The organism is Sphingobium sp. TomMM15, assembly GCF_055397045.1.
The window spans coordinates 694,848-719,081 of the sequence record NZ_AP027315.1 but is presented as its reverse complement, the minus strand read 5'-3'; the positions used below and the strand labels follow the sequence as shown (position 1 = coordinate 719,081).

Here is a 24,234-nt window from a genome sequence, read left to right as displayed (position 1 = left end):
TCCTCAGGCCGCGCTCAGCGGCGTCGATTTCCAGAAGTAGCGGTTATATCCCCGCTGGCGGTCCTTCTCCTTGATGCGGAAGACCATGCGAACCTGATCGCCCGTGTCGATCCCGTCAGGGCCGATATCCACCATCTCCATCAGGACGCGCGCGCCATTGTCGAACTTGACGAAGCCGACCCACAACGGTGGTGAAGGATGATAGGACAACCAATCAGCGGTCGATGTCAGGACTTCCGCAGTCTTGTTCCGCAAGGGAACATCAGTGAACTGCTCCCCCGGCGCATGACATTGCACGCAATATTGCATCTGGGGGAACTGAACCGCGCCGCAATTGCCGCACTTACCGGCATTGAAACCTTCGAGTTGGGCGGCGGAGCGATACTGCTCGGTCAGAGCCGTCTTGGCGCTCTTCTCCGAACGCATGCCCCATTCATTGTCGATCCCGCCGTAGAATGACAGCATCCGCAGATAGCTGTCCGTCCGCAAGGCATCCGCGATGGAACCCGCAACGCCCCGCGCCGGGCGGACTGACGCGATGGCCTCCGTCGCCTGAAATATCAGCACATCGGCGCCCTGACCGAAGCCGATCAGCAATATCCGGTCGCCCGGCTGCGCCTTTTCCAGCGTCGCCGAGAACATCAGCAGCGCATGGGCCGCACCGGCATAACCTACGCCGTCGTCCAACGCTCCTGCTACCGTGCCTCCAAACTTCAGCGCCTTGGCCACCATGTCCGCCGCACCCTTCAGATAGGAGGGCATGACGAAATGCTGGATGTCGCCGATGGTGAGTTGCGCCTGATCCAGCGCCGCCCTGACAGCTTGGGGCACAATCTTCGCGTAACCTTCGTCGCGGACCCACCGTTCTTCCCAGCCATAATCGCTCTGGGCGTTCGCCGACCGGAAATGATCGACGAAAACTTCGGTGAGAGACGCTGATCCGATTAACCGCGCCACCACGTCATGATCGGAAATCACAAAGGCGGCCGCCCCTGCGCCAAAGCTCATTTCCTGCGCGCTGGCGGGTTTCGCGAAGGGATTGTCGGATGCGACCACAAGCGTCGCTTCCGCGCCCTTGAGCGCCTGCAGCAAGGCGGATGTTCCTGCCCGCTGTGAGCCAGCCGCATCCGACGTAGCAACACTCGCCGGAGCACCGATCGCCCGTGCCATGATCGCCGCATTCTGAAGGTCGGCATAAGGCAGGCTGGTCGATGCCAGCCGTACGGCCTTTACGTTATCAAGGCTGGTATCAGCCAGGGCATCGCGGGCAGCTTCGACGCCCATAGTTATGGCGTCCTCATCCCAGCTGGTAAACGCCCTGCTGCCTTTCGCCTGCCCACGCAGGCCCGGCGCCATCCAACCATGCGCTTCCGCTATCAAGGAACGATCCAGCCGAAGCCGGGGAACATAAGCGCCGTAGCGCGAAATGCCGAGTTGAGTCATTCACCTCACCTGCTCAAGGACGCGGCACCCTGCCGCCTGCCGTCGCTCACCGTGACGGCCATATTCAGCCAAAGACTCATTTAGTTCGCTAGATTATGTTACGCAAGGGTCTTATTCGATACAGTCGGCTTTACGACCGGATATTCGTGTTATATATGACCGTATGCTTGCATACTTATGGAGGGATGCATGAAGATCCTTGTGCCCGTGAAGCGGGTCATTGACTATAATGTGAAGCCGCGCGTGAAGGCGGATGGGACGGGCGTTGATCTGGCGAACGTCAAGATGAGCATGAACCCGTTCGACGAGATCGCGGTCGAGGAAGCCATTCGCCTGAAGGAAAAGGGCGTGGCGACCGAGGTCGTGGCGGTGTCGATCGGCGTTGCCAAGGCGCAGGAAACGCTGCGCACTGCCTTGGCGATGGGCGCGGATCGTGCGATCCTGATCCAGACGGATGACGAAGTCGAACCGCTGGGCGTCGCCAAGCTGCTCGCCAAGGTTCAGGAAGAGGAAGGCGCTGGCCTGATCATCCTGGGCAAGCAGGCGATCGATGATGACAGCAACCAGACCGGCCAGATGCTGGCCGCGCTGCTCAATCTGCCGCAGGGCACCTTTGCGTCGAAGGTCGAGGTTGAGGGCGACAAGGTCAGCGTGACCCGCGAAGTCGATGGCGGCCTGGAGACGGTAAAGCTCAACGTCCCTGCGATCGTCACGACCGACCTGCGTCTCAATGAGCCGCGTTATGCTTCGCTGCCCAACATCATGAAGGCGAAGAGCAAGCCGCTCGCGACCAAGGCGCCTGCCGATTACGGCGTGGACATCTCGCCGCGTCTGGAAACGTTGAAGGTCACCGAACCCGCCAAGCGCTCGGCCGGCGTCAAGGTGGCCGATGTCGATGAACTGGTCGCGAAGCTCAAGGCTCTGGGAGTTGCAGCATGAAGACTCTGGTATGGGTTGAACATGAGGGCGGCGCCGTCAAGGACGCGACCCTTTCCGCCGTCACCGCCGCTGCGAAGCTGGGTGAAGTGCATCTGCTGGTCGCTGGCGCTGGCGTCGGCGGCGTGGGTGAAGCTGCCGCGAAGATCGCGGGCGTGGGCAAGGTCCATGTCGCCGATGACGCGGCTTTCGGTCATGCGCTGGCCGAGAATGTTGCGCCTCTGATCGTCGAACTGATGGGCAGCCATGACGCGTTCGTCGCGCCTGCCACCAGCAATGGCAAGAATATTGCGCCGCGCGTCGCGGCTCTGCTGGACGTGATGCAGATCAGCGACATCCTGTCGGTCGAGAGCGAGGATACGTTCACGCGCCCGATCTATGCGGGCAATGCCATCGCGACGGTCAAGTCGAAGGATGCGAAGAAGGTCATCACCGTGCGTGGCACCGCTTTCGAGAAGGCGGCGCGTGAGGGCGGTTCGGGCGTGGTGGAACCTGTGGCCTCGACCGGCGACAAGGGGCTGTCGAGCTTTGTCGGCGCCGAGATCGCCAAGCAGGAGCGTCCGGAACTGACCTCGGCCAAGATCATCGTGTCGGGTGGCCGCGCGTTGAAGGATGGCGAGACGTTCGAGCAGGTGATCTTCCCGCTGGCCGACAAGCTGGGTGCGGCGGTTGGTGCTTCGCGCGCCGCTGTGGACGCGGGTTATGTGCCGAACGATTATCAGGTTGGGCAGACCGGCAAGATCGTGGCGCCGGAAGTCTATATCGCCGTCGGCATTTCTGGCGCGATCCAGCATCTGGCGGGGATGAAGGACAGCAAGACCATCATCGCCATCAACAAGGATGAGGATGCGCCGATCTTCCAGGTCGCGGACATCGGCCTGGTGGGTGATCTGTTCAAGGTTGTGCCGGAGTTAAACCAGAAGCTTTGAAGCTTCCTTTTTTCAACACGCCAATGAGCCCTCGATCCTGTGACGAGGGCTCATTGCAACGCTGCCGCCGATTTCAGCGCAGGACAAGGATCAAAGCGGCTTCGCGCCTTTAGCTTTGGCCCTCAAATTCCTCCACCATCGCCTGACGGATCAGATACTTCTGCACCTTTCCTGTCACCGTTGTCGGAAACGCGTCAACGATCCGTATGAACCGGGGTATTTTATAGTGGGATATCTGGTTCACACAAAATGCCCTGACCTCATCTTCGGCCAGTTTTTCGTCGGCGCGCAATGTTATCCACGCACAGACTTCCTCCCCCATATGATCGTCCGGCACGCCTACGACGGAGACATCCTCGACGGCGGGGTGCATCCGCAGAAAATCCTCGATCTCACGGGGATATATATTCTCCCCCCCACGAATGATCATGTCCTTTATCCGGCCTACGATGCTTCCATAGCCAGCGTCGTCCAGGACGGCCAGATCGCCGCTGTGCATCCATCCGTCTGAATCGATGGCTGCCGCCGTCTGCACGGGATCGTTCCAATATCCCATCATGACGGAATAGCCTCTCGTACATAATTCTCCCGGTGTTCCACGCGGGACGATCGCGCCGTCGGCATCGACGATCTTGCATTCGAGGTGTGGTTGGACCTGGCCGATGGTGGTGGTTCGACGTTCGATCGAATCTCCGGGCACGGTCTGGAAACTGACAGGACTGGTCTCCGTCATCCCATAGGCGATCGTCACATTTCGCATATTGAGGCGATCAACAACGTCCCGCATCAATGGCTCCGGACAAAGCGCCCCGGCCATGCACCCGGTGCGCAAAGAGGACGTATCGGTCGCATCCGTCTCGAGCCGCGCCAGGACCGCAATGAACATCGTCGGAACGCCATATAGGGCGGTACAGCGTTCCTCCGCGACCGTACGCAGCACCGCCGCAGGATCGAACGCGCTCGATGGATAGATCATGGCCGATCCATGCGTGATGGCGGCAAGGTTGCCCATGACCATCCCGAAACAATGGTACAGCGGCACAGGTATGCAAATGCGGTCGCCGGGGGTCAGGCCCATGGCGCTGCCGACAAAATAACCATTGTTAAGGATGCCACGATGGCTGAGCGTAGCGCCCTTCGGCAAACCTGTAGTGCCGCTGGTGAACTGAATGTTCACCGCGTCCTCCGCCCGAATTTGCGGCTCGATTGAACGCAGATGATCCAGAGACGGAGCCGACGATAGCAGGTCGTCAAACCGCAGCCAGCCCGGACGCGGCTGTTCACTGATAAGGATGGCCGCTTTGAGCGTCGGCAGCCGCTTTGCTTCCAATTGCCCCGGTACGCAGCCGGGCAGCTCCGGAGCCAGCGTCTCGATCATATCGGCATAGGCACTGGTCTTGAACCGTTCGGCTGCAATCAGCGCACGCAGGCCGACATTGTTGATTGTATATTCGACTTCCGACAATCGATAGGCGGGGTTTATCGTTACCAGGATCAGACCGGCTCGGGCTGCTGCGAACTGCGTCAAGGCCCACTCCGCGCAGTTAGGCGACCAGATGCCGATACGATCCCCAGGCTGCAAGCCGAGTTCCAAAAGACCGGCAGCCAGCTTATCGGCAAGGGCAAGTAGATCATCATAGGTCCAGCGGATATTCTGTTCCACCGAAACCAAAGCATCGCGATCACCCCACCGCGCGGCAGCGTCCGCCAGAGCCTGTCCTATCGTCAAATCCAGAAGCGGGGGATCCATACTACCCCGGACGTAGCTGAGAGCGCTCACTTTCCACATCCCCTCAGGGCCACTGGCATACTCCTCTCGAATATTGGCTGCGGTTCCGCAGCGACAAATTGCATAAGCACCTGATTGTCGCGGACAGCGTCGCCTCTGCAAGTATGCTACTGTTAGGCACTTGCCTGTGAGCCGCCTCACCTTTCCGTTGCTTTGCGACTAAAGTCAGGCAATGTTCCGGAACCGGGCAAGGATTGATAAACCGACAAATGACGGAGAGGCAACGGTGACGATGAGGCGATCATCCCTTGACGCGCACAGCGTTCCTCCTCCTGGCGAACAGGAGATGCAGGCGCATTTAAACAAAGTGCTGATGAGCCCCGTCTTTGAACGCAGTCCCCGTATGCAACGATTTTTACGCTATCTCTGCGAGGAGATGTTCGCGGGGCGCGGATCACTCCTGAAGGAATATAGTATTGCGCTTGGGGTTTTCGACAAGCCTCAGGATTTCGATCCCGGCACCAGCGCGACTGTCCGGGTGGAGGCAGGACGCCTGCGCCGCCTGCTGACAAGCTATCAGATCAACCATGGCCAATCCGACACCATTCTGATTGTCATTCCCAAAGGAGGATATGTCCCAAGCTTCCAACGCAAGACGGAACAATCGGAAATTGTTGAGCGAGACGATGACGCTCCTGGAAAGGCTGCGACCCCGGATTTACCTTCGCATATGGAACTGCGCAGGGTAACGGTATTATCTTGCTCTTTCCGGTTAAGAGGCATTTCCCAACTGACGGCCGAGTTCCTTGAAGAATTCGACCGCTTCCACACATATTTTTCCTCGGCCGTGAAGCAATTGGGCGGCGTCATGGAGAACGGCGCAACGGCTCGGCTGACCGTTTATTTCGGCTGGCCTGCCTCGCTGGAAGATGCTTCGGGACGGGCCATGACAGCGGCAACGGAAATCATTGCCTATGCGCGGCGTGAACATGGAGATAATTGTGAGGTCCGTGTAGCCATTGATACAGGCAATGTTCTCTCACGACCTTGCCTGGAACAGCCGCTGATATTGGGTGACGTACCCACCATTGCCCTACAGATAATCGATCACACGCCCTCTAACGCAATTCTCGTTTCGGAGGAGACCCGCCAACATTCACGCACTGCATTTGAAACCATTCCGGCTGGAGCGATCGACGCAGAGGATGGGCACCAGATTCTTCTTTGGCGGCTGCTAAGCCCTAGATCGACAACATGCTTTCTAGCCAAACAAGATGCTCCGTCGGCCGACATCATTGGCCGAGGTGCTGAATTGGATCTGCTACGCAACCGTTGGCTCCTGGCTTCCGCCGGAGAGGGACAATCCGTCATCGTGGAAGGTGAAGCGGGAATCGGCAAATCCTGTTTGTCTGAAGCATTGATCAAACGGCTGCGGCCCAGGGGCTATCACATTCGCCTGCAATGCTCTGCGCACCACAGCAACAGCGCACTTTATCCCGTTATCCAAATCCTCCGCCGGTTGATGGCAGGGAACGATCCATCAAACGCCGTGCTGGGTCGATTTCTTGAGCGAGTCGGTCTGGACGGGCCGATCAACAGGACACTGCTTCAAACATTGCTCGCTCAGGCGGATGTCGAAGAAAATATGGAGGGCATCCTTCCGTCGGCGAGCGAAAAGAAAGAGAAGACGCTTCAGCTTCTGATCGCCATCCTTTCTGCCTTATGTAACCGCAGACCAGTTATCCTTCTTGTCGAAGACATACATTGGGCGGACCCCACGACGCTGGAGCTGATTGGATTTGCCGCGTCGGCATGCCAGGATTTACGGCTCTACCTGCTAATGACGGGCAGGTCAGGGTGCGCGGCGCTGTTTGGACCGGGACAACCGGTTACTGTTCTTCGTCTCACCCGATTATCCCGCCAGGATTGCAGCCGGATAATTGACGGCATTGCGGGGGATGCGGCGTTGCCAATCCCGGCGCGGGACACGATTATCGACAAAGCCGACGGGGTGCCGCTCTATCTGGAGGAACTGACGAAGCTCCTGCTCGCCCAGAATGTTGGGAAGGGCGATCTGTCGACAGTACCCGATAGCCTGAACGACTTGCTGGCATCTCAGCTCGGCTGCATGGGCTTTGCACGCCGGGTTGCGCAGGTGGCTTCCATAATAGGACGGGACTTCCCTGCCGAGATATTGAGGGCTCTGGTCGGCGATGAAGATCAGCGGGTGGCCGCTGCGATCGACCAGCTGCTGGCCGCCGGCATTCTGACGCGCGGTCGCTCCAACGGCAAAGGTCGATATGCCTTTCGGCACGCGTTGCTCCGCGACGCGGCCTATACGTCGATGATGGACGCAGATCGTCAGGACCTGCATTCTCGAACTGCCGACATCCTGGTTGATTATTTCCCGGAAATCGCAGCCGATCACCCCGAAGTAATCGCGGGGCATATGCGCCATGCGGGGCGTTTCGACGAGGCTGTATCCTTCTGGCTGGATGCTGGCCGAAAAGCGGCGCAAAGATATGCGCTCGCTGAAGCAAGCGCGAACTATCGCGCGGCCATCGAAACCCTTGCATCAATTTCACCAAGTGTCGGGCGAAGCGAACGTGAACTCGACGCTCTGTTGGAGCTGGGCGCGACTGTTCGGGAAGCCGAAGGCTATTACGCCCCGGACTTGAAGCAAATTTACGAGCGCGCGCACCTGCTGGCGGAGGAGGTCGGACGGCCTGAAGCGCTGGCGGCTAGCCTGCATGGGCTTTGGACCGTGGCGGCGGGCCGTGGGCGCTGGAAGCATGCCGACCTGTTGGCGATTGAGTTCGACCAGTTCATTCATTCACTGGGACCAAATGCCCGCCTGGAAGCGGAAGGAGGGCGCCTGCTGGGCGCTGGCGCAGCATTTCGGGGAGACTTTGCCGCAGCCCGAACGCACTTCGAGCGCGTGGTCGCTATCTATGATCCCGCGCAACACGGCCGCAGCTTCGGCTATAATCCCGGTGCGGCCTCCACGGCCTATCTTTCCTGGGTGCATTGGCACACCGGCAATCCTGAACAGGGCAGGCGAGAGGCTGAGCGCGCCTTGGCCATGGCGGAAACCCTTGGCCACCCGGCAACTTTGTCGCTGGTGCTGGTGTGGCTGCTCTTCCACGCGGTTTGCGAAAGGGATTACGGCCGTATCCACACCTATAATGACCGGCTTCAAGAGCTATGCTCGCAGCAGCTTTGCCGGTTCTGGCAACCGTTCGGACGAGCATGCCTGTCCTGGGCGTCGTTCCATTCAACGCGTGATCCGTCACATCTGGATCAGCTCCTGGCCCATACAAAGGCCTTTTCTGAGCATTATCTCACATCCTGCCTGCACCTGCTCGCCGCTGATATCTGCGACGAAATGGGCCATTACGAAAAAGGCCTGCATCATACCGGTTTGTCCGCGACGTTCATGGCCCAGCATGACGAGCGGATATGGGAAGCGGAATATTGGCGCTTAACCGGACAGTTGCACGCACGCTGGGGGCCGGACAAGAGCGAGGCGCGGCGTTGCCTGGAACAGGCGCTGACCATCGCGCGTCAGCAAAACGCAGTCATGCTGGAACAGCGGGCCATCGTCGGCCTGCAAGCTCTGTCGGGTACGGATATCGGCCTCGTTGCATGAGCTGCCGACGCTGACCACGAGATGATGCCCGATGATCTGGGAAGCCCGCCTAGCTGCGGGATGATCCCCGGTCAGCCATAGGGCAGCAGGGACAATGGCATCTCTATAGGCGGCGCCTCCTCAACCGGAATGGGCCGGGTGTAAAATCGGCCGGTCTCGCCCGAGGGGAAGGGCGTGTCTATCCATTGCCTTGGCCGATCGGCAGGCACCACAGGCAACTCGATCGCCGAGGGGCGTGCGGCATCGTGATGGATCGTCTGGCGCGCGATCCGATAATCTTTTGGAGCAGCGGTGGAGAGGTCGATGAAATCCTGCGGATTCACCTCGCTGTTCGGATAATCGCTGCTCGAAATGACGATACGAACGCGGTGCCCCTTTTTGAACAGGTTGCTGGTTGGCGCCAGCTCGATCTCATATCTTTCGACCGCATCCGGCATCAGCCCTTCCGGAGCCTTGCGCGATTTACGATAGCGCGCCCGCACCATCCCGCTCGCCAGATTGTAGGAACGGCCGTCCGGAAACAGGTCGATCAGCTTCACGAACCAGTCGCAGTCCGTTGCCGACGATTGCGCATGGAGGATGACCCGGATTGCACCCGTCACCTCCATATCCTCTTCCAGCGTCGCCGTGGTATAGACAAGAATGTCCGGCCGATGGTCGTTCGGCCGTTGATCCGCAGGCCCGCCGTGCAACGAATGCCCGCCTAGCGAAGGCACGGGGTTAGCAGGATCGCTGACATAATGGTCAGCGGGTTCGTCCGCGCTCGGAAGAGTCGGGGACAGCAGCCCGCCGCCCTCTGCGCCATTCGCGTTACCATCGCTGCGCAAGTAGAACAGCGTCGGCCGAGCATCTGGAAGCGGCCAATCCTGCTCGGCCCGCCAACGATTTTCGCCCATCACGTACAGGATCACCCGATGGTCGTCCCCTTCCCCCGCGACCCCGAGAAGATGGCGGTCCATCCACGCCCCCATCATGGCGACGTCATCGACCAGCGCATTGGGGAAATGACACAGCATCCCGTTCGCGACGTGACCCCATGGCCCTATGATCAGCCGCTGTCCCTGACGCGCGGCTTCAGTAGCGCCATGGCGAGAGATGTTGACGAACGCGTCCAGCGAATTGCGGTTGAACAGATCATACCACCCGGTGAAATGCAGAACCGGCACTTTCACCCGGTCAAACCGCGAGGCTGCATCGTTCGGGGCGAAGAATTCCGGATTATCCCTGTTGTCGAGCCAAGCATTCCAGAATGGCATATGCCGGTTAATCGGGACGTCCTTCAGCGCGTGCCCGCGCGCGATCTCGAAAGCCAGGTCTGGAGATGCCATTAACATTTGCGGAGCCGCAAAGCCGCTGGGCAAGCCGACTGCCAGAGCGTCGGCCTTGATCGCTGCGGTCACCTCTTCGCCCATCCGTGCCGCGGCGGTGAACGCCATGCCCATGGTCCAGCACAAGGCCGTGCTATCCATCACGCCCCCTTTATAGACCCAGCCATTGTTGAACTGGTTGACGGCCGGAACCTGAACGAACGCGGCGCCGATCTCATTATCTTCGGCCTGGAGGTGCAGCAGCTGCGTCCCGCCCATATAGGACTGGCCAGTAGTGCCGACCTTCCCGTTGCACCAACCTTGCTGCTTGATCCAGCGGACAGTATCGATGCCGTCCTGCCGTTCACCCCACCCCTCATTCATCATCGGGTCGAACACGCCGCCCGACCCGTTCGTACCGCGCACATCCTGAACCAGAACGGCGTAGCCTCGCCGGGTCAGATAAGTGGGCGTGCCGAACGAACCCTGCACAAACAGCTTGTTATAAGGCGTGCGGATAACAATCACGGGATAGCCGACGTCCGGTTCCACCTGTCCCGACGCCATCGGCAGGTAGAGGTCGGCGGCCAGATCAACGCCATCGCGCATTGGCACGCCAATGTTCCGGAAAACAGCTGTTTGCGCGGTTGTCAGATCCGATGGCACAATGGTCACTCCACTGATTGAAGGGCGCAGCGGGCCGTTTTCCAACCGATCGCTGTGTTTCCCCCGATATACTCTTCCCAGACGCCGTTGGAACATATCAGTTCGCTATCTAACCGTATGCTACTATCATCAAATGGCGCATTGGGAGAGCATTTCCGAAAGGCTCGAATGAGGCCTGAAGAATATGTCGGAAAATGCATTGGAGGGGAATTGAATATGTCTGTCAGGAAGTGGGCGCTATTGGCCTCTGCGCCGCTGTTTCCGGCCATGGCCCACGCGCAAACCCCGCAGTCGGAGGACCAGCCTTCAGGCGCGGGAATGCTGCAAGATATTATCGTCACGGCCCAAAAACGTGCCGAGCCACTGCAATCGGTGCCTGTTGCTGTTTCCGCTTTCAACAGCGAAACATTGGAGCATGCGCGTCTGGATAACCTGACCGGACTGCGCGGACTGGTGCCGGGGTTGACGATCAACCGATCCGGCGCGTCCGTGGACGTTCCCCAGCTTAGCTTGCGCGGCATGTCCATTCAGGACGTGCTGCCCAGCCTTGAATCCAGCATCGGCTTTACAGTTGACGGCATCCCGATCGCCTTCCAGCGCGGATCGCTCATGGACGCCTATGATATTGAGCGGATCGAAGTGCTTCGCGGCCCGCAGGGTGTCTTGAATGGCAAGAACACGACGGGCGGCACCATCAACGTCATCCGCTCACGGCCCGACCCGGCAGCCGACGCAACCGGCAAGGTTCGCTTCACCATCGGCAGCTTTGGCGAAAATGATTATGAAGGCGTCATAATGGCGCCGATCGTCAATGACCTGTTGGCGGTCAAGGGCTCGATCACGGTACGAAAGAATAACGGCCAGTTCAGAAATATCGTGACGGGTGGACGCAATGGAGATCGGGACGTCCGCACGTTCGGATTGGCGTTCGTCGCTACGCCAACGGACAAGCTCAACCTGTATCTCGCGCTGGATCGGGTGGAAAATGACAGCGACTTGCCGCCCTATTCCCAATTGCTGACGCCAAATCTGATCACCTACAAGGTGCCGGGTTATTTCGGCGGCGCCAACTCGCCTTGCCTCAATCCCTATACGGCTTCGATCTGCACGCCTCTCACCAAAGACAAGAATGTTGTCGAATCGAGGCCGTTCCCCGGCTCCCTGCGGCTTAATGCCCTGACCGGCGAAATTTCATATCAGGCAACAGATGATGTTCGGCTCGTCAGCCTGACCGGCCTTCGCGAGTTCAAGGAATATACGCTCGGAGACTATGACTCCACACGCTTCGCCCTGGCGCGCAATGAGAGCAATTTGAAGGCACATCAATTTTCCGAGGAACTAAGGTTCGAAACGTCTTTCAATGGCCCCTTCAATCTCGTCGGCGGCTTCTTCTACATGAACTATGAATATACCCAGAAAACCAACTTGTCGGTGGACCTCGCCGCCTTGCCTCCCATCGCCACGGGATTGCCCGATTGGCTGCCGCCGGGTTTTGCCTACCTCAATTCGGTGGATGCCTATGTCACCAACCAACATAACCGGTCGACCGCGCTATTCTTTCAGGCCGATTATGACCTGACGGACCAGCTTCGCCTGACTGTCGGTGGGCGCCAGACCTGGGACCGCAAGAAAACGCATTATGTCCTCTATTCGGCCGTGCCGGGAACGGTGCGGGACATGAGCGTTCTGGGACCGCTGGTGGGCGACGTCTCTGCTGGGGTGAGCTTTCAGAAGTTCACGCCAAAGGTCAACGTCCAGTATAAGTTCAATCCCGACATACTAGCCTATGCGAGCTATAGCCGAGGTTACAATACGGGAGGTTTCAGCGGCCGCACGGGTAACATTGTAACAGCCGTTCAGCCCTATGACCCCGAAGTAATGGATGCATTTGAAATCGGGTTCAAAAGTGAGCTCTTCGATCATCGTGTCCGCTTCAACATCGCGGCATTCCATAATATTCTCGACAACAAGCAAGAGAATGTTCTCCAGGTTGATGGATCGCGTCTCTTGTCCAGCACCTTAAATGTCGCGAAGGCGAAATATACGGGGGTCGAGGCAGAGTTGACCCTCGTGCCCACTCGGAACTGGACGATACTCGCGACAGGCGGCTATCTGCACGCCAAATATTCAGAGTTCAGGGGTAACCTTGGGCAGGGGGACGCTGACCTGTCGGTACTCCGCCTACGTCGCACGCCCAAATGGACCGCTGGCCTCGTTTCCGACTATACAGTTGACGCCGGAACCGGGACATTCGGTCTGAACGCTGCGCTATACTATACTTCACGATATGAGACGGACGCATTGAACGATCCGCGAGGATCGATCCCGCCTGTTGCCCGAATGGATGTAGGCATCCGTTACCAACTGCCGGTCAGTGATGCCACCAAGTTGGAAATTTCCGGTTTCGTGAAGAACGTCACCGACAACACCACTTACGATGGCATAACGTCGGGTGAGAGTCCGGGTTCATTGGTCGAGTTCGCGAACCCCATCACGGGCCGGACATGGGGCGTTTCCCTGTCCGCGCGCTTCTAAAGCGGTTCTATCCGGAAGCTCGTGCCTGTCGCACCAAATTGCGGCTGGCACGAGCCAAGGAATTCTCCAACAAACAAGCCAGCGACTGATCGCCTGATCAGCGACCGCGCCACACCCCCGCGCGCTTCTCCACAAAAGCGCTCATGCCTTCTGCCCTGTCCTCGGTAGCGGTAAGGATCTGGAAAAGACGCCGCTCGGTCAGGATGCCTTGAGCCAGCCCCGTTTCAAAGGCGATGTTCACCATCTCCTTGTTCACCATTGCTGCCATTGGCGGCATCGAGGCGATGGCGGCGGCGGTTTTGAGCGCCTCTTCCAACAGCTGCGCAGCAGGCACGATGCGACTTACCAATCCGGAACGCTCCGCTTCGGCGGCATCCATCATGCGGCCGGTCAGGCACATCTCCATCGCCTTCGCCTTGCCCACGGCGCGGGTCAGGCGCTGGGAACCGCCCATGCCAGGGGCGACGCCCAACTTGATTTCGGGCTGGCCGAACTTTGCCGTGTCGCCTGCGATGATGAAATCCGCCATCATCGCCAATTCGCAACCGCCGCCCAGCGCAAAGCCCTGCACAGCCGCGATCCACGGCTTGCGCGTTGCCACCACGCCAGTTTGCCAGCCAGAAAAGAAATCCTCCAGGAAGAAGTCCGCCGCCTGCTTCTCGACCATCTCCTTGATGTCGGCGCCTGCCGCAAAGGCCTTCTCACCGCTTCCGGTCAGCACCGCGCACCGTTGTGCCGGATCGGCGTCATAGGCGGCGAATGCAGCGCTCAGATCCTTGAGCACCTGGCTATTGAGTGCATTGAGCGCTTGCGGCCGGTTGAGCGTGATTAGTGTAACGGCGTCATGCTGTTCGACGATAATGGTTTCAAAGGTCATGAGAGATTTCCGTTTGAGGCAGAGGGGTCCATTCCTTGTCCTGCGGCAGAGGCGCGAAGAGACTATCTATCAAGGTGCCATCGACCTCCTCGGGCGTCGCCGGGGACCATTTCGGAGCATTGTCCTTGTCAAAGATCACCGCGCGCACACCCTCGATGAAATCGGGACGGCGAATGATGTGGCAGGCCAGGCGATATTCGTTCCGCATATTGTCCGCAAAGTCGGTGAAGCCAGCGCCTTCCACCAGTTGGCGCAGGGCGACCTTGACCGCTTGTGGCGATTTGGTTGCGAGCACCGCCAACTGCTTGTCCGCCCATTCCGACCCGTCCGCCTGGAGGGCAGCAAGGATATCCTCCAGGGCATCGCTCGCGAAAAGGCGATCAATCCCGTCCCGCTGCGCCATCAACCGGGACTCCGGAGCAAGTTCATTTGCCTGATCGAGGATGGTCGCAACATCGGAGGGATACGTAAGGATTTCCGCCTTGAGCGCATCCAGCCTGTCAGATCCGACATAATGGGTCGCAATCCCGATCGCGACGCAATCCGCGCCATCCAGACGTGCTCCAGTCGCGGCAAGCCATGTACCGATCCGTCCCGGCAGCCGAGGCAGAAACCAGCCTCCGCCCACATCTGGAAAAAGGCCAATTCCGGTTTCAGGCATCGCGAAGGTCGTACGCTCCGTCGCGACACGATATCGGCAAGGCAGTGAGAGACCGACGCCGCCGCCCATCACAATCCCATCGATGAAGGCAACGATGGGCTTATCGTAGACGAACAGCAGATGGTTCATTCGATATTCGACGCGGAAGAAATGCTCGGCCGCTGCGCAGTCCGTTTTTGCGCTATTGGCAATAAGCGCGATGTCACCTCCGGCACAGAATCCGCGCCCTTCGGCATGGTCGATCATGACCATGAGTACCGCCGGGTCGTCGCGCCAGTCCAGCAGCACCTGATTGATTGCCTCGCACATCTCCGGGGTCAGCGCGTGGATAGCCTTGGGACGGTTCAGCCGGATGCGGCCCACGCCATTTTCGACCGAGAGGATCAGCTGGTCAGTCATATCTTTTCCCTGCACGCGCGGAGCGTCTCCGATGATGATCCCGCGCGTGATCTGGCCGTGTTTCCCAGCACCGATATTCCAAAAAGCACAGCAGTCGTGCCAATCGCCATGGAGCTGTGCTGTCCATGCGCGGGCGCGATTGTGCAATCAACATCTCATATTCGCAAATTGGGTCTGCATTTTTGCAGTAATTTACATGCTCATAGACGACGCATCGCTCGACTGAGCAGCCGCTAGCGCAATGCTTCTCCCACAGGCTGCGGGCGAACCCCCATGACAAAAGCCCGCTACTTGGGGGCAGCGGGCTTCTGTATCTTGGCGCTATTCGGGCCGATCAGTGGAGGCCTGAGCCGCCGCCGCTGAGTTCCTTGGCGATGGAGCCGACCATGTCCTTGGCGTCGCCGAACAGCATCTGGGTGTTGCTGTTATAATAGATCGGATTGTCGATCCCGGCAAAGCCCGCGTTCATCGAGCGTTTGATCACGAACACCGACTTGGCCCTGTCCGCCTCGATGATCGGCATGCCCGCGATCGCGCTATTGGGATCGTCGCGCGCCGACGGGTTCACCGTGTCGTTGGCGCCGATGATCACCGCCACGTCCGCCTGCGGCAGTTCGGGGTTGATGTCGTCAAGGTCGACCAGCTGTTCATAGGGAACGTTGGCTTCGGCCAGCAGCACGTTCATGTGGCCGGGCATGCGGCCTGCCACCGGATGGATCGCGAACTTGACGTCTACGCCCTTCTTGGTGAGCGCCTGATACAGCTCGCTGACCTTGTGCTGCGCCTGCGCGACCGCCATGCCATAGCCGGGGATGATGACCACGCTGCTGGCATTTTCCAGCTGCATCGCGGCTTCCTCGGCAGAGGCGGAACGCACGACGCGGTCGTCCTTGCCGCCCGCAACGCCCGCGACCACCTTGCCGAAGCCGCCGAACATCACGTTGGCGAAGCTGCGGTTCATCGCCTTGCACATCACCAGCGCCAGGATGAAGCCCGAAGCCCCGTCCAGCGCGCCCGCGACGATCAGCAGCTTGTTGCCGAGCGCAAAGCCCATCGCGGATGCGGCAAGACCCGCATAGCTATTCAAGAGCGCGATGACGGTCGGCATGTCCGCGCCGCCGATCGGGATGACCAGCAGGATGCCGAACAGCAACGCCAGACCTGCGAACAGCGGGAACAGCCAGGTCTGCGTCGGGTCAAGCGCCAGCGTCACGCCGATCGCCACCGTCGCCAGCGCCACCGCGCCATTGACGATGCGCTGGCCGGGGAAGGACACCGGACGGCTGCCCATCAGTTCCTGCAGCTTGGCAAAGGCGACGATCGAGGCGGTGCAGGTCAGGAAACCCAGCAGCATCTCGAACATCAGCGCCCACAGGATGAAGCCGCCCGCATATTCGGCATGGGCGTGCTTGTAATATTCAGCCGCGCCGATCAGGCCGACGGCGAGCGCGCCAAAGGCGTGGGAGATGGCGGTTCGCTGCGGGATCGCCGTCATCGGCATCAAGAGCGCCATCGGAATGCCCGCCGCCGCGCCCGCGATCATCGCGATGATGATCAGGTTGTAATCCACCACCTCATGCTGGACGAGCGCGCCGATGATGGCGATCACCATGCCGATCTCGCCCGCGCGCACGCCGCGACGGGCTGTCGAGGGATGGCTCATCCACATCAGCGACAGGATGAACAAAGCAGACGCGACAATCGCCGCGAAGGGTACGAAAGCGTCCATCTGTTACTTCCCCCGCGGCTTGAACATCTTGAGCATGCGATCGGTGATCATGAACCCGCTGACCAGGTTCACGGTCGCGCAGAACACCGCGATGAAACCCAACGTCTTCGCCAGAGGCGTCGCCCCTGCCTCACCCGTGATCGTGATCGCCCCCACAATCACAACCGCCGCAATCGCATTGGTCAGCGACATCAAAGGCGAGTGCAAAAGCGGCGACACCTTCTTGATCAGCTGAAAACCCAAAAAGGCCGCCAATATGAAGACGAACAGATAATCTGCATTGAAAGCGTTCACTGACTTATCCCCTGTCCAGAAACCGCGATCCTATCAAGAAAACCTGGCGATCTTCCAATTTCGCCCAGGTTCGGAGCTTATTGCCCCTGCCATGATCGCTGGCTCCTATAAAATCCCTCCACGCACTATTAAGCGTGCCATATTGATCCAATACATCGCAGGCAAGCCGGTCAGAGCAATTTATCACATAGTCGATTCGCGCAACGAATTTATTCAACCTCTACGACAAGTAGGGCTGCGGGCATCAGCGATTTTCAAAATCGCTTGCAGCCGCGCTCTTCTTCATCCGCCTTGCTTGAGCGTCAGGGGCAGGCCAGCGGCGACAAATACCACACTGTCGCAAGCGGCCGCCACATGCTGACTAAGCAGGCCCGCTTCGTCTCTGAAACGGCGGGCAAGTGCATTTTCCGGGACGATGGAGAGGCCGACCTCATTGGCGACCAGCACGATGGGAAGGGTGCAGCCGGTAATGGCAGCGATCAGTTCTTCGCTCCACCGGGCGATGTCTTCGCCAGCCAGCAGCAGGTTGGACAGCCACAGGGTAAGGCAATCGACAAGGATCGGGCCAGATGGCGTACGCGCGTGGGCATTCCGGATCGCGGCGGGCAGATCGATTGGGGCTTCGACCGTTCGCCAGCGCGCGTTGCGACGGGCGCGATGCATGCCGATCCGTTCGTGCATTTCAGCGTCATACGCCTCGGCCGTGGCGATGTAGGTCATGATGCCCGGCAGGGCTTCGCACTGCGCTTCGGCATGGCGGCTCTTGCCCGAACGGGCGCCGCCTAGCACGAGCAGCTTCTGGAAAGCGGTCATCGCCCGATCCCTCCGATCAGCGCCGTCGCGAGCCAGAGCAGGGCACAGGCCCGGACGTAGAGCGCCAACGCGGCGCGGGCGAAAGCGGGCGTGGCTTCGCCCCCTTCCCCGCCGATCCATGGCTTGGCATGATATTGGCCTTCATAGGCGACCGGCCCGGCAAGGCGGATGGCCAGTGCGCCTGCCATCGCCGCCTCCGGCCAGCCTGCATTGGGCGATGCGTGACGGCCATGGTCGCGCCAGAGGATGCGCCAGCCGCCCAAGCCCGCGACGCAGATCAAGAAGCCGGACAAGCGCGCGGGGATCAGGTTCAGCAAGTCATCGAAGCGAGCGGCGGCCCAGCCGAAAGCCGCGAACGGCTCCTCCCGGTGGCCGATCAGGCTGTCGGCGGTGTTGACCGCCTTATAGGCCCAGATTCCGGGCAGGCCGCCGACGAGCAGCCAGAAGAGCGGCGCGACGACGCCATCGCAAAAGCTTTCAGCAAGGCTTTCTATGGCGGCTCGTGCAACGCCTGCTTCATCAAGAGTGGCGGTATCGCGTCCGACGATCTGGCTGACCGCGCGGCGGGCAGCGAAGAGATTGCCTGCTTCGAGAGCCTGAACGACGGGCAGGACATGGTCGTACAGACTGCGCTGCGCAAGTGCTGGCCAAGCGGCAAGCGCAAGCCCTGCCCAAGCCCAGGAGCCGAGGAAGTGGCGGATGATGAATTCTGCGGCCCAACCTGCTGCGATGGTGGTCGCGAGGAGGAGAAGGAGTGTAATGATACCGCCGAAACGGCGGCGCGCTGTGCCGAAGTGGCGCTGGTTCAAACGGCGCGCGCAAGCGGTGATGATCCCGGCGAAGGCTCCGACCGGGTGGCCGATACGGGTGTGCAACCGGGCTGGCCAGCCTAGTGCCGCATCGATGATCAGCGCGGCCAGCTCAACCAAGCGCTTCGTCCAGCCGGGACATGGCGGCATCATCGGCGGGCAGACCGAAGCGGAGCCAATGAGGGTAATCTTCGAAAGGGCGGGTGAGAATGGCGTGGCGCGCGAGGCGGTCGAACAGGGCGGCGGCGTTCGGCGTGTCGATCAGGCGGAATAGCGGGCAATCGCCGCGCGGGATGAAGCCGTGGCGGATAAGTAGCGCATCGAGGCTGGCGGCGCGGGCGGGGAGGGTCGCGATCGTCTCGTCAATCCAGCGCTGGTCTCGACAGGCGGCGCGGCCAAAGTCGATCGCGGCTGCGGAAAGGGGCCAGTCTCCCAGCAGCCTGCGGCAGGCGGCAATGATGGAGGCCGGGCCGAGGAGGAAGCCGAGGCGGACACCAGCGAGCCCGAAGAATTTGCCGAAGGAACGGAAGATGAGCAGGCGGCGGGAATCCGCGACTTCGACCGCCATGCTGGCGCCGGGCAGGCAGTCAGCAAAGGCCTCATCGACGACCAGCCAGCCACCTTCCCTTTCCTGTTGGGCGAGAAGCTGCTGCATCTGCGCCCGCGTGTAGAGGCGGCCATCGGGATTGTTAGGATTGGCGAGCAGGAGGGCGGTGCCCGGTGGCGCGTCTTCGGGTCGCTGCAACGGGCGCGAGTTCGGGAAAACCTGCGCATGGGTGCGGTAAGACGGCAGGATATGGCAGGCGGGTGCATCAATCAAATGATGAAGCAGGCGCAGGCCGGTTTCGCTACCCGGCAGTGCGCAGATGTGATCGGGGGAGACGCCGAAATATGTGGCGGCAGCCTGTTCGAGATCGGCAAGTGCCGCGGGATCGGGGAGGGATTGCCAGTCCGGGTTGATCGTGGCGGTGCCGGGCCAGACGAGCGGATTTATGCCGGTGGAAAGATCAATCCAGGGAAGGCGCGTCTCATAATGCTGACGCGCCGCAGCCAGACGACCACCATGCCAATGGAAGATACCACTCATCGTGCCAGCACCAGTGCGGCTAGCAGGCCGCTTTCGATGAGTTCGATCCCGGCACCATGACCATCGCCAGAAATGCCGCCGATCCGGCTGCGCAGCCACCATCCCCAAAGCGGGACGAGGATAGCGGCGGACAGGAGGGCGGGAATGATCAGGCAGAAAGCTAGGGCCAGCATCGTCCAGCCGAGCAGATGCGCCGGGCTGATGCTTTCGCGGAAGCGGCTGGCCAGGCCCTCATGGAGCGGCGGGAGCCAGAGGGTCCATGCCAGGGGGCCGATCCGCGCGACGAAGGGCACGGCGATGAGGGCGATCGGCGCGACATGCTCCGCGCAGAGGCGCAGCAGGACGAGCTTCGCCAGCAGTTGCAGGACGATGGTGACGACGCCGAAGCTCCCGATATGCGGGTCGGCAAGAACGGCGGACAGCTTTGCCGGGTCGCCATGGGCTGCCCCTACCCCGTCAGCGATGTCGCCAAGACCGTCGAGATGAAGCGCCCCGGTGATGGCGACCCAGGCGATCAGGCCGAGCAAGGCGGCCATCCAGGGTTCGACGATCAGGCCGATCGTCATGGCGGCGGCGACGGCGAGGCCGACGATGATGCCGGTCGCGGGAAACCAGCGGATCGCAGCGGCAAAGTCCTCCTCCTCCGCGCGCACTTGCGGGAGCGGCAGGCGGGTCATGAGTTGCAGCGCGAGGACGAGGCGGATCATGTCACGAGGCCGGTGATCTGCGCGTTTGGATTGTCTCCCGTCCAGATACGCAGGCTGAGCAAGGCACCATAGGGAAGGTCGATTGCCCAGGCCTGCTGGTAAGTGAAGCCGCACAGGGTAGTCAGCGCGCCACGTATCGCACCGGCATGGGTGAGAACCAGCGATGGCCGGTCGATTTCGCCAAGTGCCGCCTTTACGCGCAGGCAAAGGCTGGACCAGCTTTCCCCTCCCGGCGGAGGATGGTCATCGGGGGACGACCAGAAGGGACCAATTTCCTCGGCGGGCAGAGTGGCGGGGTCGGTGCCCTCCCATTCGCCGAAGTGCAGTTCGCGCCAGCGCGCGTCGATGTCGTGCGGCACCTGCCGGGCGGCGGCGATCAGGGCGGCGGGAGCGCGGGCGCGTGTCAGGTCGGAGCTGATCAGGCGGTCGAACGCAAGCGCGCGGGATCGTTCGACACATAGCTGCATGGCGGCCGGGTCGGGCGGCATATCCATGTGACCGAGCAGGAGGCCGGGCGTTTGTGGCGCGGCGTGGCGCATCAGGTGGAGCGTGAGGGGGCTCATAGCGCGTTAGCCACGGCGGCTTCGGCGAAGGTTGCCATCTGGTCGTGCGCGGCGACGGCCGAGCGGATGAGTTGCGCCGCGACCGCTGCGCCGCTGCCTTCGCCGAGGCGCATGTTGAGGTGAAGCAAGGGGTGCAGGCCGAGCTTTTCGAGCAGCCGGACATGGCCTGCTTCGGCGGAGCAGTGGGCGGCGAGGCAGTGGGCCGTGATGGCGGGATTGTCTCGCGCCAGAGGGGCGATGGCCGCGCCGCAGATAAAGCCGTCGAGCAGCACCGGCACACGCATCATGCGCGCGGCAAGGACGGCGCCTGCCATCGCCGCGATCTCTCGCCCGCCGAGACGGCGGAGGGTTTCGAAGGCGTCGGTGCAATGGGGACCGTGCAGCGTATGCGCGATCTGGACGGCCTGCGTCTTGCGAGTGAGGGCTGCTGCGTCGATGCCGGTGCCCCTCCCCGTCCAGTCCTGCGCCTCGCCGCCGAAGGATTGAAGGCACAGCCCGGCGGCGGGGGTGGTGTTGGCGATGCCCATTTCACCTGCGAAGAACAGGTCGCAATCTTGCACGACGGCGGCGGCGCCCGCGTTCAGGGCGTCGAGGCATTCGGCCTCCGTCATGGCGGGGGCTTCGCATATGTCGGCGGTGGGTTTGTCGAGGGCGAGCGGGACAATGACCAGCTCGGCTCCGCAGGCGGTGGCGAGTACGTTGATCGCCGCGCCTCCTGCCTGGAAATTCGCGACCATCTGCGCGGTGACGGAAGCCGGGAAGGCGCTGACCCCGCGCGCGGCGACGCCATGATTCCCCGCGAAGATGGCGGCGCGAATGCGGTCGGCGCGTGGACGTTCGCGGCCCTGCCAGCCTGCCATGAAGAGGGCGATGTCCTCCAAACGACCGAGCGATCCGGCGGGCTTCGTCAAGGAGGCCTGACGGGCGGCTGCGGCTTCGACTGTTGCCGCATCAGGTTCCGGGAGCGTGGCAAGCGCGGATTGGAAGGCGGCGCGATCCTGAAAGTGGATCATGTGCAGACGAAACCTTCGGGCGGCGTGCGGACGATGAAATGGCCCTTCACCCCCTGCGGCCACTCGGCGTAGCGAACGACGCCTTCTTCGCTGGCGGCGTGGCGCAGGGCATAGTCAAGGATGGCGCGCGCGGCGTCCGCGTCCGGGGTGAAGTCGCCCAGCACATAGCCGACTTTGCCGGGACCACGCACATGAACGGTGCAATGACGCTGGCAGGCGAAGAGGCAGGGCATGTCCTGCACGGCAACCGCTTCATAGGCAGGCTCGGCCGCCTGAAGGTCGCGCATGGCCGCAACCAACAGCGCGCCGCCGCGTCGCCCTGCCCCATCTTCCCGCTGATCGGCGGACAGGCGGCAGGTCGAGCAGACCACCACCGACGCCCCGTTTTCGACCGCGCACAGCATCAGCGGCGCGCTTCCATAACCATGTGAACATGAAAGACCGTCATCATGGCCCTCCTCGCAAAATCGAACCGCAAACAGCCCAGCCCGGCCGAATGGCGAGCAAGGCGGTGGCTGTCGTCCGCGAGGGGAACCCCGTTCGTCCGGCACACCCTGTCCGGTCGAAGAACGACTGCGGCAGGCAGGTCTCCTGGCTCACGGGTCGCTGCGCACCGGCCGCCTTCTCGGGGGAAAAGCTCCCCCAATGGCTGCGTGGCCGGTCCACTCACCGCTTACAGTTGCAGGGGCAGCGCGGGCATTACACCCGACTTCCCTTTTGATCCCCGAGGGGAACCTGTCGCGGGGCTGCTGATAAAGAGGCGGTGGCGCGTCCGCAAGCGGTAGATGGAGCGGCGCTTCGTCAGTCGGGCAGTTCGCCCACCGCGAGCACGGCATCGGGCCGGGCAAGCACGACGATCGGCAATCCGGCGCTGGCCGCGCGCTCGGCGGCCAGACGGGTCGGGGCGGAGATGGTGACGAGCAGGGGGCAATTGGCGAGCGCTGCCTTTTCCACCAGCTCAAAGGAACATCGGGAGGACAACAGCGCGAAACCGCCATCCCAGGACATTTGCCCCCGCCGCATGGCCCCGATCAGCTTGTCGAAAGCATTGTGACGTCCCACATCCTCATAGGCGAGGCGAATAGCGCCATCCGGCCCCGCCAAGGCAGCGGCATGGACCGCGCCGGTTTGCCGGTTGAGCGGCTGATGTGCGGCAAGATCGCGCAGGGCGCCGAAGATAGCTTCCCGGCTCGCTTCCGATCGGGCGGTCACGGCAGGCAAGGGCCGCATCGCCTGTTCCAGATTTTCCACGCCGCACAGACCACAAGAGGAATCGGAGACGCGATGACGGACCCGGCCGAGCAGCCCCTCGACGCGGTCTTCCGGCAGCGTAGCCCGTGCGACCAAGCCCTGCTCAGTAGCATGGACCTCGACGTCGAGCGGCGCGTCGGATGGGATGACCAGCCGCTCGGCCAGCGCGAACCCCTGCACCAGTTCCGCAACGTCGGCGGGCGTCGCCATCAACACGGCATAGCCAACGCCGTTGAACTCGATCGCGACGGGCACTTCCTCCGCCAACTCGCGCGTCACGGGCGATGCTTCGCCATCGGGGGTGATGCGGGTGAAGGAGAAGGGCGAAGACATAGGGCCGGTCTAGGCGGGCAATGTGCCTCCGGCAAGCAAATGGACGCGGCCATGCAACTGCCGCTTCCCTTTGGTGGCTAAGCCATCTATGCACGGCCACGATCGCGCCGGTGCCCGGAAGGGCTTTAAAGGGAATGCGGTGCGGGTTGCTGAAAAGGCACCCAAATCCGCGGCTGTCCCTGCAACTGTAAGCGGTGAGCGAGACGCATATCGACCTTCCGTCACTTGTCGGGGGTCAGCCACTGGGCCGGACGCTAAATCATGCGAGGCCTGGGAAGGCCATGTGTCGAGCGATGACCCGCAAGCCAGGAGACCTGTCGGCGTCTGGTCGCTCTTGCTTTGGCCCAGGGGATGGCCGGGGCACGGTATTCCGTCTGAGCGACGCGTGCGGCGGGGCCGCACCGGCTTCATGTGCCGGACGCTTCATCGCGTCCGTCCGGCGCGTGATGTCGGCCGCGTAGCGGAGGCCCCGTCCAGTCTCGCTGACGCTGACGGGAGCCATGC

19 protein-coding genes and 2 riboswitches are annotated in these 24,234 nt (G+C 61.4%); of the genes, 4 read left to right on the top strand and 15 right to left on the bottom strand.

What is annotated here, in order from left to right; genetic code table 11:
* Positions 1–3 precede the first annotated feature (3 nt).
* The gene (locus ACZ51H_RS16025; RefSeq protein WP_464803058.1) at positions 4–1,443 is read right to left on the bottom strand and encodes a 3-oxoacyl-[acyl-carrier-protein] synthase III C-terminal domain-containing protein; all 1,440 of its coding nucleotides are present in this window, start codon (positions 1,441–1,443) and stop codon (positions 4–6) included.
* A 189-nt stretch (positions 1,444–1,632) separates the two neighbouring features.
* Here ACZ51H_RS16025 and ACZ51H_RS16020 point away from each other — a divergent pair, with 189 nt between their 5' ends.
* Positions 1,633–2,382: an electron transfer flavoprotein subunit beta/FixA family protein gene (locus ACZ51H_RS16020; protein WP_449471415.1), complete on the top strand. Its 750-nt coding sequence runs from the start codon at positions 1,633–1,635 to the stop codon at positions 2,380–2,382.
* Complete coding sequence (locus ACZ51H_RS16015) at positions 2,379–3,308, top strand: electron transfer flavoprotein subunit alpha/FixB family protein (protein ID WP_464803057.1); 930 nt, start codon at positions 2,379–2,381, stop codon at positions 3,306–3,308. The genes ACZ51H_RS16020 and ACZ51H_RS16015 overlap by 4 nt, the downstream gene beginning before the upstream one ends.
* A gap of 109 nt (positions 3,309–3,417) precedes the next feature.
* On the opposite strand, the gene ACZ51H_RS16010 is transcribed toward ACZ51H_RS16015, so the two are convergent.
* Entirely contained in the window at positions 3,418–5,058 is a 1,641-nt protein-coding gene (locus ACZ51H_RS16010) for an AMP-binding protein (protein ID WP_464803056.1), read from the bottom strand.
* Between the two features lie 382 nt (positions 5,059–5,440).
* Between ACZ51H_RS16010 and ACZ51H_RS16005 the strand changes: the two genes are divergently transcribed.
* On the top strand, positions 5,441–8,686 hold the full coding sequence (locus ACZ51H_RS16005) for an ATP-binding protein (RefSeq protein WP_464803055.1): 3,246 nt from the start codon (positions 5,441–5,443) through the stop codon (positions 8,684–8,686).
* A gap of 71 nt (positions 8,687–8,757) precedes the next feature.
* On the opposite strand, the gene ACZ51H_RS16000 is transcribed toward ACZ51H_RS16005, so the two are convergent.
* Entirely contained in the window at positions 8,758–10,602 is a 1,845-nt protein-coding gene (locus tag ACZ51H_RS16000; RefSeq protein ID WP_464803054.1) for a CocE/NonD family hydrolase, read from the bottom strand.
* A gap of 273 nt (positions 10,603–10,875) precedes the next feature.
* On the opposite strand from ACZ51H_RS16000, the gene ACZ51H_RS15995 reads away from it, so the two are divergent.
* Complete coding sequence (locus ACZ51H_RS15995; RefSeq protein ID WP_464772763.1) at positions 10,876–13,194, top strand: TonB-dependent receptor; 2,319 nt, start codon at positions 10,876–10,878, stop codon at positions 13,192–13,194.
* A 97-nt stretch (positions 13,195–13,291) separates the two neighbouring features.
* Here the strand turns inward: ACZ51H_RS15995 and ACZ51H_RS15990 are convergent, their stop codons facing one another.
* The 12 genes from ACZ51H_RS15990 to fdhD form a co-directional block, all read right to left on the bottom strand.
* The gene (locus ACZ51H_RS15990; protein WP_464772762.1) at positions 13,292–14,071 is read right to left on the bottom strand and encodes an enoyl-CoA hydratase-related protein; all 780 of its coding nucleotides are present in this window, start codon (positions 14,069–14,071) and stop codon (positions 13,292–13,294) included.
* A complete protein-coding gene (locus ACZ51H_RS15985) occupies positions 14,061–15,131 on the bottom strand; it encodes an enoyl-CoA hydratase/isomerase family protein (protein ID WP_464772761.1) in 1,071 nt (356 codons plus the stop codon). Before ACZ51H_RS15985 ends, ACZ51H_RS15990 begins: the two co-directional genes overlap by 11 nt.
* A 334-nt stretch (positions 15,132–15,465) precedes the next feature.
* Positions 15,466–16,860 (bottom strand): NAD(P)(+) transhydrogenase (Re/Si-specific) subunit beta, encoded by a 1,395-nt coding sequence (locus tag ACZ51H_RS15980; RefSeq protein ID WP_464803053.1) that lies wholly within the window; start codon positions 16,858–16,860, stop codon positions 15,466–15,468.
* Between the two features lie 3 nt (positions 16,861–16,863).
* Entirely contained in the window at positions 16,864–17,154 is a 291-nt protein-coding gene (locus ACZ51H_RS15975) for an NAD(P) transhydrogenase subunit alpha part 2 (RefSeq protein WP_196227069.1), read from the bottom strand.
* Positions 17,155–17,436: 282 nt separating this feature from the next.
* Entirely contained in the window at positions 17,437–17,967 is a 531-nt protein-coding gene (cobU, locus tag ACZ51H_RS15970; protein ID WP_464803052.1) for a bifunctional adenosylcobinamide kinase/adenosylcobinamide-phosphate guanylyltransferase, read from the bottom strand.
* On the bottom strand, positions 17,964–18,929 hold the full coding sequence (cbiB, locus tag ACZ51H_RS15965) for an adenosylcobinamide-phosphate synthase CbiB (protein WP_464803051.1): 966 nt from the start codon (positions 18,927–18,929) through the stop codon (positions 17,964–17,966). The genes cobU and cbiB overlap by 4 nt, the downstream gene beginning before the upstream one ends.
* Entirely contained in the window at positions 18,889–19,863 is a 975-nt protein-coding gene (locus tag ACZ51H_RS15960) for a threonine-phosphate decarboxylase (RefSeq protein WP_464803050.1), read from the bottom strand. Before ACZ51H_RS15960 ends, cbiB begins: the two co-directional genes overlap by 41 nt.
* On the bottom strand, positions 19,860–20,570 hold the full coding sequence (locus ACZ51H_RS15955; RefSeq protein WP_464803049.1) for an adenosylcobinamide-GDP ribazoletransferase: 711 nt from the start codon (positions 20,568–20,570) through the stop codon (positions 19,860–19,862). Before ACZ51H_RS15955 ends, ACZ51H_RS15960 begins: the two co-directional genes overlap by 4 nt.
* The gene (locus ACZ51H_RS15950) at positions 20,567–21,133 is read right to left on the bottom strand and encodes a histidine phosphatase family protein (RefSeq protein ID WP_464803048.1); all 567 of its coding nucleotides are present in this window, start codon (positions 21,131–21,133) and stop codon (positions 20,567–20,569) included. The genes ACZ51H_RS15955 and ACZ51H_RS15950 overlap by 4 nt, the downstream gene beginning before the upstream one ends.
* The gene (cobT, locus tag ACZ51H_RS15945; protein WP_464803047.1) at positions 21,130–22,146 is read right to left on the bottom strand and encodes a nicotinate-nucleotide--dimethylbenzimidazole phosphoribosyltransferase; all 1,017 of its coding nucleotides are present in this window, start codon (positions 22,144–22,146) and stop codon (positions 21,130–21,132) included. The genes ACZ51H_RS15950 and cobT overlap by 4 nt, the downstream gene beginning before the upstream one ends.
* The gene (locus ACZ51H_RS15940) at positions 22,143–22,550 is read right to left on the bottom strand and encodes a DUF1636 domain-containing protein (protein WP_464803046.1); all 408 of its coding nucleotides are present in this window, start codon (positions 22,548–22,550) and stop codon (positions 22,143–22,145) included. Before ACZ51H_RS15940 ends, cobT begins: the two co-directional genes overlap by 4 nt.
* Before the next feature lie 160 nt (positions 22,551–22,710).
* Positions 22,711–22,900, bottom strand: a riboswitch (cobalamin riboswitch).
* A 47-nt stretch (positions 22,901–22,947) separates the two neighbouring features.
* A complete protein-coding gene (gene fdhD / locus ACZ51H_RS15935) occupies positions 22,948–23,730 on the bottom strand; it encodes a formate dehydrogenase accessory sulfurtransferase FdhD (protein ID WP_464803045.1) in 783 nt (260 codons plus the stop codon).
* A gap of 91 nt (positions 23,731–23,821) precedes the next feature.
* Positions 23,822–24,066: riboswitch (cobalamin riboswitch) on the top strand.
* Positions 24,067–24,234: the final 168 nt, after the last annotated feature.

Bases quoted from the DNA above. Each gene is read 5' to 3' on its own strand.
- ACZ51H_RS16025 (WP_464803058.1), bottom strand. From the start codon at position 1,443: ATGACTCAACTCGGCATTTCGCGCTACGGCGCTTATGTTCCCCGGCTT.
- ACZ51H_RS16020 (WP_449471415.1), top strand. From the start codon at position 1,633: ATGAAGATCCTTGTGCCCGTGAAGCGGGTCATTGACTATAATGTGAAG.
- ACZ51H_RS16015 (WP_464803057.1), top strand. From the start codon at position 2,379: ATGAAGACTCTGGTATGGGTTGAACATGAGGGCGGCGCCGTCAAGGAC.
- ACZ51H_RS16010 (WP_464803056.1), bottom strand. From the start codon at position 5,058: ATGGATCCCCCGCTTCTGGATTTGACGATAGGACAGGCTCTGGCGGAC.
- ACZ51H_RS16005 (WP_464803055.1), top strand. From the start codon at position 5,441: ATGCAACGATTTTTACGCTATCTCTGCGAGGAGATGTTCGCGGGGCGC.
- ACZ51H_RS16000 (WP_464803054.1), bottom strand. From the start codon at position 10,602: ATGCGCGATGGCGTTGATCTGGCCGCCGACCTCTACCTGCCGATGGCG.
- ACZ51H_RS15995 (WP_464772763.1), top strand. From the start codon at position 10,876: ATGTCTGTCAGGAAGTGGGCGCTATTGGCCTCTGCGCCGCTGTTTCCG.
- ACZ51H_RS15990 (WP_464772762.1), bottom strand. From the start codon at position 14,071: ATGACCTTTGAAACCATTATCGTCGAACAGCATGACGCCGTTACACTA.
- ACZ51H_RS15985 (WP_464772761.1), bottom strand. From the start codon at position 15,131: ATGACTGACCAGCTGATCCTCTCGGTCGAAAATGGCGTGGGCCGCATC.
- ACZ51H_RS15980 (WP_464803053.1), bottom strand. From the start codon at position 16,860: ATGGACGCTTTCGTACCCTTCGCGGCGATTGTCGCGTCTGCTTTGTTC.
- cobU (WP_464803052.1), bottom strand. From the start codon at position 17,967: ATGACCGCTTTCCAGAAGCTGCTCGTGCTAGGCGGCGCCCGTTCGGGC.
- cbiB (WP_464803051.1), bottom strand. From the start codon at position 18,929: ATGATGCCGCCATGTCCCGGCTGGACGAAGCGCTTGGTTGAGCTGGCC.
- ACZ51H_RS15960 (WP_464803050.1), bottom strand. From the start codon at position 19,863: ATGAGTGGTATCTTCCATTGGCATGGTGGTCGTCTGGCTGCGGCGCGT.
- ACZ51H_RS15955 (WP_464803049.1), bottom strand. From the start codon at position 20,570: ATGATCCGCCTCGTCCTCGCGCTGCAACTCATGACCCGCCTGCCGCTC.
- ACZ51H_RS15950 (WP_464803048.1), bottom strand. From the start codon at position 21,133: ATGAGCCCCCTCACGCTCCACCTGATGCGCCACGCCGCGCCACAAACG.
- cobT (WP_464803047.1), bottom strand. From the start codon at position 22,146: ATGATCCACTTTCAGGATCGCGCCGCCTTCCAATCCGCGCTTGCCACG.
- ACZ51H_RS15940 (WP_464803046.1), bottom strand. From the start codon at position 22,550: ATGCTGTGCGCGGTCGAAAACGGGGCGTCGGTGGTGGTCTGCTCGACC.
- fdhD (WP_464803045.1), bottom strand. From the start codon at position 23,730: ATGTCTTCGCCCTTCTCCTTCACCCGCATCACCCCCGATGGCGAAGCA.